Raw genomic sequence first — 12,205 nt, 5'->3', positions numbered from 1 at the left:
AAAAGTGCTTCAAATGAATCTGTAGTGAGTATAACAAAAAAAATTCTGTTATGCACTACGCCTTCTTTTGAAGCACTTACTTAAAAACACTAACATTTATTCAGAAATCTGTGATACAATGATAAAGATGAAAGACAGTGAAGCGGTATATTGTTAACGTTGTTGACTGTTAAGAAAAAATATCTTAACCGAATCAAGTAAGTCCCCTGATTCAATTGCGAATATCCGCTTGACATACACTCTAAAGGAGAGACTATGAAAATAGAAAAAAGATTATGGATTACTCTGTTCGTGTTTGGGCTGTTTGCCATCTGTTTTTCAGGTTGGATTTTCAGCCAGAGTACGACCAGGGAAAAATTGTTCTGGGATAATACGATCCAGTGCGAAACAAAAGAACTGAAAGAAGGAGAAATCAAATCAGAGAATATTGCTCTGCCTGAAGATTTCGATATTCCCAGATCCATCTTATTTAAAACCACCCACACCATTGCAGAAGTTTGGCTGGATGGAGAAAAAATATATGAATACGGAAATGAACCGGATGCTCCGGGATTTATGGAAACACCTGGATGCTGCTGGCACATTGTGGATATTCCGGGAGACAGCGCAGGCAAAAGTCTGGAGGTCAGAATTATTCCGGTATATGAGGGCTATTATGGAAATGAAGTCAGCCTTGTATATGGAACACGAGGCGATTGTATTCTGAAAATCCTGACGGACAGTCTTGGAACTCTGGTAATCAGCTGTGGAATCCTGTTTGCCGCTGTTATCTGCCTGATTCTCTATTGTGGCGCAGCGCGAAGAAAAAGAAGCGACAAGACAGAAGCGAAAATTGAGATTTTTTTAAATCTTGGATTTTTTTCATTGCTGGTCGCAGTATGGACACTGGTACAATGTGGTTTTGTGCAGTTTTTGATTGCGGATGGAAGAACCTTATATTTTGTGGATTATTTTTCTCTCTTTCTTTTCCCGGTACCATTTAATTTCCTGTTATATGATATCTGCAAAAGCAGGTACCACAAAGTTGCATTAGTTTTTTCCAGCCTTTATCTTGCAAATATGGCAGTCGATGTTTTACTTCAGTGTACAGGAATTATTGATATGTCCCGGTTACTTTCTGTAACTCATGTTATTATGGTTGCCAATGCGGTTTACACAGTTGCGATCATTCTTTACGAAGCCAGAAAAAAAGAAAATGATGTAGCCAAAAAATTCCAGTATCCTATGTACGTGGCCATGGGATTTGGAATGGCAGAAATGTTTCTTTATTATTTAAGAAGATTTGAACAGACATCCATTCTGCTTTCCACAGGAACCATGCTGTTTATTATTATGCTGATCTGGATTCAGGTTTCTCAATATTACGATCAATATATCCAGAAACAAAAGGTGATCTATCTGCAGAAAATAGCCAATATGGATATGCTCACAGAAGCCATGAACCGAAATGCTTACGAGAATATGGTGAAGTATCTGGATGAAGGTGAAATAAAACTGCGCACTACAGGTGTAGTACTTTTTGATCTGGATAACCTGAAAGTGATCAACGATAATTTTGGACATGAAAAAGGAGACGAGGCACTGAAACTGTGTTATCACTGTATCAGTCAGGCATTTCAAAATGTCAAGAACTGTTTTCGAATCGGTGGCGATGAGTTTGCGTATGTATTTCACAGTGATGAGAAGGACAGGATTCCGGAACTACTGAAGACACTGGAGCTGATTTTGAAGAAAACAGCGGAAATACATAAGCTGGATTATCCGCTTAGCATATCAGCAGGATATGCCTATTATCAGCCAGATATAGATTTTGACTTTAAAGATATTGTAAGACAAAGTGATACCATGCTGTACCGTCAGAAGCGCAGGAAGAAGATCGCGCGGTCAACTGATCTGGAACATCTGCTTTCCCGTATGGAAAAGCATTCCACAGAGGAGATTACAGATGAGGTAATCCTGCAGGAGAAAAAATATCAGGGAATGCCATTGGATGAGCTTTGCAGCATGATCGATCTTCTGAGTCCGACTACAGATAATTACCCGTATGTGGTTGATTTTCGGACAGATTTTTATTACATAGCAAACCAGGCCCTTGACCGTTTCTGCATTCCGAAAAATAGTTTTCATAATGTAATTTCAAATCATAAAGAATTTGTGTATGGACCTGATTATGAAAAACTGAAAGAGGAATTAGATGATCTTCTTAAAACAGACCGCTGTACTCATAGTATGGAGTATCGATGGCTGGATCTGAAAAAAATGCCGGTCTGGATTCATTGCAAAGGCTATCTGGTCCGCGATGATAACATGAAACCTCTTTACATGATCGGTTGTATCAATGAGATCGGAGAGAGACAGAAGGCAGATAATGTAAGCGGGCTGTTGGGAGAGACAGGCTTTCGGGAGTATATGGACCAACAGGATACTCCTCTGGAAAAAGGATATCTGCTTCGTATTGGAATTGATCATTTTAAGGAAATAAATGATAACTTCGGACAGGAGTACGGTGACTTTGTGCTTAGGAAAACGGCTGATTGTATTTCCGGCTGCCTGTCGGAAGGACAGAAAGTGTACAAGCTTGTGGCAGATGAATTTCTGATCCTGGATGTTTCTTCTGACAAGGTGAGGGATGCAGAGAAGCTTTATGATAAAGTGAGAGAGGCAATAGACAGATTCATTGAAGCTAACAAGTTTAAGGTTATGTATACGGTTTCTGGAGGCATTGTGCCATTTGGGACATTAGGGGGAGACCAGTATTCAGAAGCTCTGAAGCTGACGGATTTTGCTTTGAATGAGGCCAAGAAGCTGGGAAGAAACCGCTGTTATATATTTGACAGGGAAACCTACAGAAAATTTCTTCGGAAGAGGGAGATTACCCAGGAACTGCGGGAGGCTATGCTCAATGGCTGCCAGGGCTTTGCGGCTTTTTATCAGCCTGTATTTGCGGAAGATAAAAAGGTGCCCTATGGAGCAGAAGCTTTAATGCGTTTTACCTCTGAAAAGTTCGGAATGGTTTCACCGGCAGAATTTATTCCGATTCTGGAAGAAACAGGCCTTATTATTCCTGCTGGCCGCTGGATGATGAGAGAGGTTATGGGGAAATGCAATGAAATCCGAAAAGTACTTCCTAAGTTCCGGGTGAGTATTAATATTTCCCAGGTGCAGGCATCCAAGTCTGATGTGATCCAGGATATCAGTGCGGAAATGCAAAAAGCCGGACTGCCGCTGGAAGCCTTGATCGTGGAATTGACAGAAAGTGATCTTCTGGAACAAAATATTAATGAGAAGCACTTTCTCACAGAACTGAGGCGGATGGGAATCAGTCTTGCACTGGATGACTTTGGAACCGGATACTCGAACTTCCATTATCTCAGCGAGCTGAAACCGGAGATCATTAAGATTGACCGCTCCTTCACTGTGAAAGCAGTTGCAGATGAACAGGAATATTATCTGCTGAATCAGTTCTGCACCATGATCCATAATCTGGATATGAAGATTTGCATTGAAGGCGTGGAAAATGCTCAGGAATGGCTCAAAATCCGAAAGCTGCGCCCGGAATTTACCCAGGGATATTTCTGGGGGAAACCTTGTGGGTATGAAGAGTTTATGAGAAAATTTATAGAAAGAAAATGAGATGAAGAAAAAAATTTGTAAGTTGTCAGCAGTAGTATTGCTTTTTTTCTCAGGGACTATGGAGATTGGCTGGCGCTTTTTTAACATGGTGGTCTGCTGCAAAAGAGGGGGAAGGAAAAAGGAAAGAAAGAAATGGTTTGAATTATCCCATATCCGGGATAATCACCCCAGAAACGGATATGCAAAGGAATATGAGGAGAGCAGGGCATGGTGCGAGGCTCAGAAGATGCAGGACTGCTATATCAGGAGTGTGGATGGATTAAAACTCCATGGATTCTATCTGCCTGCAGAGAATGCAAAGCGGTTTGTTATCTTAAGCCATGGCTACCGGGGCAGCAGATTTGGTTCCCTGTCATTTATGGCAAAATATCTCCATGAGCATCAGTGTAATCTTCTGTTTATGGAACAGCGATGTTGTGGAGAAAGTGAAGGAAAATATATCACCTTTGGAGCAAAGGAAAAATGGGATGTGCAGCGTTGGGCAATTTATGTGTCCGAAAGAAACAAGGAGAAGCTTCCAATCTATCTGTATGGACAGTCTATGGGGGCTGCCGCTGTACTGATGGCATCCGGATACAGGCTTCCGTCAGAGGTGAAAGGGTTGATCGCAGATTGTGGTTTTCAGTCTATGGAAAGACAGATGCGGGATATGGCTGACAACTGGTTTCATCTGCATTATATCCCCCTGCTTTTGAAGGAAATGGACTGTCTGTGTCACCTTATTGCAGGATTTCGTATGAAAGATGCAGATACCACAGAAGCTATGAAAAGGAATACAAGACCTGTCCTTTTCTTTCATGGAGAGAAGGATACTTATGTGTACCCGAACAATTCATTCCAGAACTATATGCTGTGCAAAGCACCAAAGGAACTGGTCATTGTACAGGGAGCAAGGCATCTGTGCAGTGCCTATGCAGATCCGGAACTGTATCAGCGTACAGTGATGGAGTTTTTTGAGAAATATGATGTCAGTAATTCTGAAAAATAATGTGCCTGTTTTTAACCGCCAAAGGCGATTACGAATGACAACAATCCCTGACCGGGACTTATCAGATGCGTTTTGTTAAATGCATGATAAGTCTCGGTCAATTTTATGTAAAGTGTTCATTAAGTGCTGAGGGTACTGGTATTTGGAAAAAATCTGTGCTATTTTTGTCACGTAATAAAAAAGTAATGTTGTAGCTGCCAGTACATTATTTTTGAAATAACTGTGAGCTACTGAACAAGTATGTAATGTTTTTGTACCCGGGAAAAGAGAAACCGGCGATGGAGGTTAAATAAAGTATGACAAACTACTATCCTTTAACAGCAGCACAGAAAATGCACCACAACTGGATCATGGATTACGGTACACAGCAGGTATCCGGTGTCAGTGTTGTGGCATCTGTACAGGCTGAACTGGATTTTGGATTATTAAAAAAATGCATTCAGATGGAAACAGAACGTTCCGGATGCACCAGAATCCGTTTTACAAAGCCTGATAAAGACGGAAATGTACAACAGTACCTTGTAAAACAGGATCCAAGGGATATCGGATTCAAGGATCTGTCAGGAATGGGAAGCCTTGCAAAAGCAGACGAGCTGATGCAGCAGTGGGCATATGAAACCTTTGACGGTGATGACATTCCCATGTGCGAGTTTACTATGCTGAAGCTGCCGGAAGGATATAATGGTTTCTTTGTACATATGGATCACAGACTGATCGATTCCTGTGGTCTGGTAGTAATGATCGGTGATCTGTTTCAATTATATACCTATTATAAATATGGAACAGCCTATCCGCAGGAACTGGCAGATTTTGAGACAGTACTGAAAAAAGACCTGGCAAAAGCAGGCAACGAGAAACGTTTTGCAAAAGATAAGAAATTCTGGGATGACCAGCTGGATGCACTGGGCGAACCTCTGTATTCTGATATTCAGGGACCGTCCGTACTGGAGGAAGCGAGAAAACGTCATGGAAATCCCGGACTTCGTTCTTCTGACATTGAGATGAAGGATCTGTTTGTAGCAGTTAAGGATTATTATCTGGAGCCGGAACCAACTAAAAATCTGATCGATTTCTGTATGAACCATCAGCTGTCTATGACAAACCTTCTTCTGCTTGGCATCCGTACTTATCTGTCAAAGGTAAATAACGGACAGGAAGATATCACTATCCAGAACTTTATATCCAGACGTTCTACTCATGATGAATGGACTTCAGGAGGAAGCAGAACTATCATGTTCCCATGCAGAACAGTGATCGCACCGGAGACAGATTTCCTTTCTGCTGCTTATGAGATCCAGAATATGCAGAATCGTATCTATATGCACAGCAATTACGATCCGGCACTTATTATGGATGAGATGAGAAAGAGATACAATACACCGGAGCATACAGGATATGAGAGCTGTTATCTGACTTACCAGCCAATGACTGTGAAGGTGGAGAATGAAATGCTTGGAACCATCCGTCAGCATGCAAAATGGTTTGCAAACGGTGCAGCCACCAAGAAGATGTATCTGACCGTATCCCATACAGAAGATGGAGGTATGAACTTTTCCTATCATTACCAGACTGCTCATCTGGAGGAACATGATATGGAACTGCTCTATTATTATATGATGCGTATTCTTTTCAAGGGAATCGCAGAGCCGGATATGAGCATCGGCGAAATTATGGAACTGGTTTAACTAAATCAATATCAGGAGGAAATGCAATGAATCAGGAAATGGAATTTAAAAATATCGTAGCACAGTACAGCAAGGTAGCACCGGAAGAAATGAACAATGAGATGAGATTTCGCGAGGATCTGGGGTTCAGTTCTTTGGATTTTATGTCCTTTTTAGGTGAGCTTGAGGATACCTTTGATCTTGAACTTGATGAGAGCGAAGTGCTGAATATCACAACTCTCGGTGAAGCCTTAAATCTGCTGGAAGAACTTCAGTAATCTTTTTTGGAACAATTGAACAGTTCAGAAAATAATGGGGGACAGATATGCTGATCAGAAATATATTAGAAGAAAGTGCACGTAAATTTGACGAAGTAAAAGCAGTAAAATGGCTCAATAAAAAGGAAATCATGGAAAGAAGCTATGGCGAACTGATGGAAAATGTAGGTTTCACCAGAAAAGGTCTTCTTGCAGAAGGCTTTGAGGGAAAGCACATTGCACTGATCGGAACCAGTTCAGTAGAGTGGATGGAAAGCTATCTGGGAATCATTACAGGATGTACCACAGCCGTACCGCTGGATGCCGCACTTCCCTGTGAGGATCTGATCGATTTGCTTAACCGTTCTGATTCCGTAGCTCTTTTCTTAAGTCCGAAGCTTAGGCCATATCTGGATGCATTTCTTGGAAACTGCCCGAAACTTCAGAAAGTGTGGATGCTTCAGGAAGAGGTAGAAGATGCACCGGCAAAGGCATATGGTATTGGTGAACTTCGAAATGCAGGAAAGAGCGCATCAGCAGATTCTGTCTGCCCGGATGCAGAGGATATTGCGACCATCATTTTCACTTCCGGAACAACAGGAAAGAGCAAGGGTGTTATGTTGACACAGAACAATCTGGCTTCTAATGTTGAGGCAGTAAATATCACAGCAGAACCGGGAACTGCCGTGCTCAGTGTGCTTCCGATCCATCACGCATTTTGCCTGGTTATGGACTGGCTGAAGGGATTCTCTCTGGGTGCAACTCTTTGCATCAATGATTCCCTGCTTCATATGGTAAGAAATATGAGTATTTTCAAACCGGATATTATGCTTATGGTTCCAATGATGATCGAGACGATTTATAAGAGATTGGCTGCCGCTGATCCGTCAATCCCGAAGGCAGTTCTGGCAGAAAAGGTATTTGGTGGAAAACTGCGTATTATCTTTACTGGCGGTGCACATCTGGATCCGTATTATATTGACCGTTTTGCAGAATATGGCGTTGAAGTGCTGGAAGGTTATGGAATGTCAGAGTGTTCCCCTGTTATCAGCAATAACACACCGGAAAACCATAAAAAGGGTTCTATCGGAAAACCACTTGAAAATGTAGAAATCAGATTTGAAAACGGTGAGATCCTGGTAAAAGGAAGCAGTGTTATGAAGGGATATTATCAGATGCCTGATGAGACTGCAGAGACTTTAAAGGATGGCTGGCTGCATACCGGTGACAAGGGGTATATGGATGAAGACGGTTATCTGTTTATCAATGGACGTGTGAAGAACCTGATCATCCTGTCCAACGGTGAAAATGTATCTCCGGAGGAGATTGAGAATAAGCTGGCGCTGAATCCGTTGGTAGGCGAAGTTATTGTGACAGGTGAGGATAATGGCCTGACTGCCCGTATTTATCCGGAGCAGGCAGTTGTAGAAGCGAAAGCATTGGATGCAGAGGCAATTCAAACACAGCTTCAGGCATTTCTGGATGAATATAACAAAAATCAGCCCACTTATCGCCGTATTACAGGACTGGTTGTCCGCAAAAATCCGTTTATCCGCAACACAACAAAGAAAATCAGGAGACAGGATGTCCTGATTGATGAGCCTCTGGAATAAAACAGAGGCTTATATTTTGCGGAAAACACACTAGGATAAAAGTGGAAGCATACCGGATAGAAAAATCTCAGACAGAATATCAGCGATTACTTCCGGTGCCAGATTAAAATTATCCCGGCTCCATTTGTGGAGAACGCCGATAGTACTGCCGATGGCGCAGGTGATCACATAGGAAACTTCTTCCTTTGTATGCCTGTCAGGTCTGGAATTAGATGTAGTTTCTGTAACATAATGATGGAGCATAGTCAGCATTTTTTCAAACAGATCATTTCCATGAGGCGTACTCAAAAGACCGGACAGAAAAGGATTTTCCATAGTGTACCGGCACAGAGTCAGAAAATAGGAACTGCAGATATCCCGGTCATTTTTTGGCTGGAAATTTTCCATCATGGAAAAAACATCATGAATGGTTTTGTCCTCAACTGCAGAGAGCAGTGAAGGGATGTCCTGATAGTGATTATAAAAAGTACTTCTGGCAATACCTGCTGTTTTAGTGATGTCGGATACAGTAATCCTGTCAGGCTTCTTTTCTTTTACCAATTTGAAAAAAGCACCTAAAATGGCCTCGTCAGCCACGGAATATCTTTCATCGGGAATTATATTTTGCATAGCCGTCTCCTCCCGGGAGTCTGTAAGTAATACATAAAGTATATCACAAATCTGACCATAAAAAAATTATTTTTTCCAGGACTTTCCAGAGCCTTTTTCAAACACGCTCTAGTCCCAGAATATGTTCATTCTCTGTCAATTCTTTTACTTTCTGCATAATCCCATATCCACAATTATTGCATGGCAATGTATTTGTCAAGCAGGAAGGTATGTGCTATGATTAAATTGACTATGGAATAATCCGTTATCCGGAGAAGAAAAAAATGAAAATATCAGAGGTACGATGGGAGGATTTTTTATGCGTAGAAGAGACAGAGAAGTAACAGATCTTAATGAGATCATACATATACTTGATTCTGGTAAGGTCTTGCACCTTGGGCTGGTAGATCAGGGAAAGCCATACATAGTTCCTATGAACTACGGTTATGTTATGGAAAATGATAAACTTGTATTTTATGTGCACGGTGCTTTGGAAGGCCGTAAGCTTGACATTATCAGAAACAATTCAGACTGCTGTGTTCAGATTGAGTGTGATGTTCAGCCATTTTCAGGTAAAGTAGCCTGCCAATATGGGTGTAGTTATTATTCTTTTGATGGATTTGGAACTGCGGAGATTGTGGAAGCACCACAAGAAAAAATTAAGGCCATGAGCGCCTTAATGAAAATACAAACGGGTAAGGATTTTGAGTTTAATGAGCGGCTGGTTTCAATTGTCAGTGTCATTCGAATTGAGTGTGATTATTATACTGCAAAGTACAGACCATTACCGGCAAATCCAGTAGTATAAATTGGGAATAATTTGTTATTTGGAGGATAAAAAATGACTATTAGAAAAGCAGAAGAAAAAGATATTCCAAGAATAATTGAACTGTTGGGACAGGTATTGCAGATCCATGCAGATATAAGACCTGATATTTTTATTCCCGGTACCACAAAATATACTGTAAGCCAATTGACAGAGCTATTAGAAAAAGAAGAAAAACCCATATATGTAGCAGTGAACGAGGAAGATGTCTGTGTAGGATATGCATTTTGCCAATTACAGGAACAGCCTTTTTCAACTAATATGGTACCGTTTAAGTCTCTTTTTATAGATGATCTATGTGTTGATCAGCAGGCACGAGGACAGCATAGCGGCGAGAGTTTGTTTGAATATGTAAAAAATGAAGCAAAGCGAATGGGCTGTTATGAAGTGACACTGAACGTATGGGCAGGAAATACTTCAGCGGAAAAATTCTATGAAAAAATGGGTATGAAAACAAAAGAAAGACAGATGGAATATATTTTGGAAAATTGATGGAGTTGCATTGTATATTTGAGAAGTCCATCTTATTAAAACAATGTAAATCAGGCACAAGTTTTGTTTAGGAAACTTGTGCCTGATTTTTACAGTGTTATTTGGAAATTACAGGTGCTTTTGTCCGATGTTTTTAGCGTTGATATAATTTATGATCATGTCTGCTACATCGGAAATACCAAGTTTTCCTGTATCAATAGACAGCTGATACTGGCTGGCGTCTTCCCACTCTTTGCCTGTGCATAATTTGTGGAAAGATGCTCTTTTCTCATCCACTTCCTTTATCAGCTTTGCAGCTTTTTTCTCATTAATACCGTCCCGTTCCATTACACGTTTGATACGGCAGTCTTTATCTGCGTGAAGAAAAACAGTAGTTGCCTCAGAATCATTTGCATAAATCGCTCCTGAACAGCGTCCGATGATTACGGCAGGTTTTTGCTGCGTAAGTTCACGTATAAGTTCAAAAGATTTTTCCATTGGATTGCTTTCTCCGTAGCTTAGAGCAATGCTGTAGAGCAGGCTGTTTACAGCTTTTTCCTGGAAAAATTCTTTGTTTTCGTCAAGCTTTCCAAGTTTTTTTGCTTCTTCTTCAAGCTTCTTTCTGTCATAGAATTCCAGTCCAAGTCTGGAAGCCAGTTCTTTTCCTATTTCATGTCCGCCGCTTCCGCACTGTCTTGCTATTGTAATAATCATATCCCATGCCTCCTGTGCAATGATGTCGCATTTTATTTACTGTCAAAGTACTTTTTCGGAATTATTATACTCAAAAAAATTGAAATGTATATGCCAAAATCTACTATAAATTGCCTTCACAAATCCTGATATTCTGGTACTTATGGCAAATTGGTCTGACAAATATCTGCTTAATATAAACATTCGACAAATACCTCATATTGAGATATGATGAGAATTGTGGGAGCTGCTTTGCAGCGGAGCAATTCGTAGATATCAAGTGCTTTCCCTTTGTCCAATTTCTTACAGGATGCACGTTTGTAAAAACAGACAGCTCTTCATCTAGGATGGTATTATTACAGATTTTCGAAAAATTAATCTCCAGATCATCGTATATATGTGCCTTTACAGTATCTGAAGATGAAAATTACGGAGGATTGTATAATATGCTGATCGTAGACAAATTTATGAAAACACCAAAATCCTTGCATAAACATTGATTATTATATGATGTGATAAAATATTCACAAAGGAGAACTTATGGAATACAAAAATCAAACAGAAAATCGTGCATTTCAGGAAATGTTGCAGGCAGCAGTAAAACGGCTGCAAAATCGTTCCGGAGAGGATATTGCTGCAAAAAGTGGGGCTGTTTTTCATAGCAGTCGAAATGTGCTTGAAGTACTGAGTTTTTATGAAGTGATTGAAATTCAACTCCCTGAGTTTCGTATTAACTCAGACATGGACGAATGGCATTATCTGACATTGATGCATTATCTGGATATGGCCGATGGAACAGAAGGTTCACAGAAACTCATTACTTTTGGTAACCTGAAAGATGGATTGATCCGAGGAACTAAGTTTGACCGGACAGCAGAGCAGAAACTGGAAAAACTTTTGCAGGACAAAGATCCTGAAAAAATTAAAAAAGCGTGTACAAGTCTGGGTGCAGAATTCACAGAGACAAAGGCGGATCTGTGTGCTGTTTTTCCAGTTCTGCCAAGATATCCGGTAACTTTAAAGATATGGTTTGCGGATGAAGAATTTCCTGCATCTGGAAAACTATTTCTTCAAGATCATGCCGATCATTATCTGAGTGTAGAAGATGCAGTAACAGTTGGAGAAATTTTGTTGCAAAAATTATCGGAAGCATTTTCTTCCCTCTGATCATGGATCAGAAAACTTTCCAGCCCGGATTTGATAAATTTGTCGATTACTGTCTGAATCTGTTTCCAGCCATTACAGTGATTGCGGAGCATCAGTCTGTTGATGGAAAGGCAGCCATTCATTTGAAAATAAAAAACCGATTCTGCCTGTTCAAAGGTCAGGAGGCTGTGTGACATAAGCCAGGTCACATAGCCTTCTTTTGTATTTTCTGCTATTTTTTTCAGAAGAATAGGGGCAATTGCATCATCCAGAAACAGTGCCCTGTATCTGTCTCTTATACACATCTGACGGTGCCGACCACCTAC

10 protein-coding genes and 1 pseudogene are annotated in these 12,205 nt (G+C 40.7%); 8 read left to right on the top strand and 3 right to left on the bottom strand.

What is annotated here, in order from left to right; translation table 11 throughout:
- Window positions 1-255 precede the first annotated feature (255 nt).
- The 5 genes from ACTNES_RS15885 (at window position 256) to ACTNES_RS15865 (ending at window position 8,155) form a co-directional block, all read left to right on the top strand.
- Window positions 256-3,633 carry an EAL domain-containing protein gene (locus tag ACTNES_RS15885; protein WP_441040083.1) on the top strand — a complete coding sequence of 1,126 codons (3,378 nt, stop codon included), beginning with the start codon at window positions 256-258 and terminating at the stop codon, window positions 3,631-3,633.
- A gap of 1 nt (window position 3,634) precedes the next feature.
- Entirely contained in the window at window positions 3,635-4,621 is a 987-nt protein-coding gene (locus tag ACTNES_RS15880; RefSeq protein WP_291809034.1) for an alpha/beta hydrolase, read from the top strand.
- Window positions 4,622-4,917: 296 nt separating this feature from the next.
- Complete coding sequence (locus ACTNES_RS15875) at window positions 4,918-6,306, top strand: condensation domain-containing protein (RefSeq protein ID WP_118611177.1); 1,389 nt, start codon at window positions 4,918-4,920, stop codon at window positions 6,304-6,306.
- A gap of 26 nt (window positions 6,307-6,332) precedes the next feature.
- Window positions 6,333-6,563 (top strand): acyl carrier protein, encoded by a 231-nt coding sequence (locus ACTNES_RS15870; RefSeq protein ID WP_291818459.1) that lies wholly within the window; start codon window positions 6,333-6,335, stop codon window positions 6,561-6,563.
- A gap of 47 nt (window positions 6,564-6,610) precedes the next feature.
- Entirely contained in the window at window positions 6,611-8,155 is a 1,545-nt protein-coding gene (locus ACTNES_RS15865; protein ID WP_291818458.1) for an AMP-binding protein, read from the top strand.
- Between the two features lie 30 nt (window positions 8,156-8,185).
- Here the strand turns inward: ACTNES_RS15865 and ACTNES_RS15860 are convergent, their stop codons facing one another.
- Window positions 8,186-8,764, bottom strand: a complete 579-nt coding sequence (locus ACTNES_RS15860; protein ID WP_291818455.1) for a TetR/AcrR family transcriptional regulator — start codon at window positions 8,762-8,764, stop codon at window positions 8,186-8,188.
- A gap of 298 nt (window positions 8,765-9,062) precedes the next feature.
- Here ACTNES_RS15860 and ACTNES_RS15855 point away from each other — a divergent pair, with 298 nt between their 5' ends.
- On the top strand, window positions 9,063-9,551 hold the full coding sequence (locus ACTNES_RS15855) for a pyridoxamine 5'-phosphate oxidase family protein (RefSeq protein ID WP_118758685.1): 489 nt from the start codon (window positions 9,063-9,065) through the stop codon (window positions 9,549-9,551).
- A gap of 33 nt (window positions 9,552-9,584) precedes the next feature.
- Window positions 9,585-10,061, top strand: a complete 477-nt coding sequence (locus ACTNES_RS15850; RefSeq protein ID WP_291818451.1) for a GNAT family N-acetyltransferase — start codon at window positions 9,585-9,587, stop codon at window positions 10,059-10,061.
- 108 nt (window positions 10,062-10,169) lie between these two features.
- On the opposite strand, the gene ACTNES_RS15845 is transcribed toward ACTNES_RS15850, so the two are convergent.
- Window positions 10,170-10,754 (bottom strand): AAA family ATPase, encoded by a 585-nt coding sequence (locus ACTNES_RS15845; protein ID WP_441040082.1) that lies wholly within the window; start codon window positions 10,752-10,754, stop codon window positions 10,170-10,172.
- 519 nt (window positions 10,755-11,273) lie between these two features.
- On the opposite strand from ACTNES_RS15845, the gene ACTNES_RS15840 reads away from it, so the two are divergent.
- The gene (locus ACTNES_RS15840) at window positions 11,274-11,900 is read left to right on the top strand and encodes a DUF3786 domain-containing protein (protein WP_291818445.1); all 627 of its coding nucleotides are present in this window, start codon (window positions 11,274-11,276) and stop codon (window positions 11,898-11,900) included.
- Here ACTNES_RS15840 and ACTNES_RS15835 read toward each other — a convergent pair.
- Window positions 11,822-12,205 (bottom strand): annotated as a pseudogene (locus tag ACTNES_RS15835) (TetR/AcrR family transcriptional regulator); the annotation flags it as partial. The gene ACTNES_RS15840 and the pseudogene ACTNES_RS15835 overlap by 79 nt on opposite strands.

This window comes from Blautia sp. HCP3S3_D9 (assembly GCF_052063845.1).
Taxonomy (GTDB): Bacteria; Bacillota; Clostridia; order Lachnospirales; family Lachnospiraceae; genus Blautia_A.
This window is presented reverse-complemented; position numbering and strand designations above follow the sequence as displayed.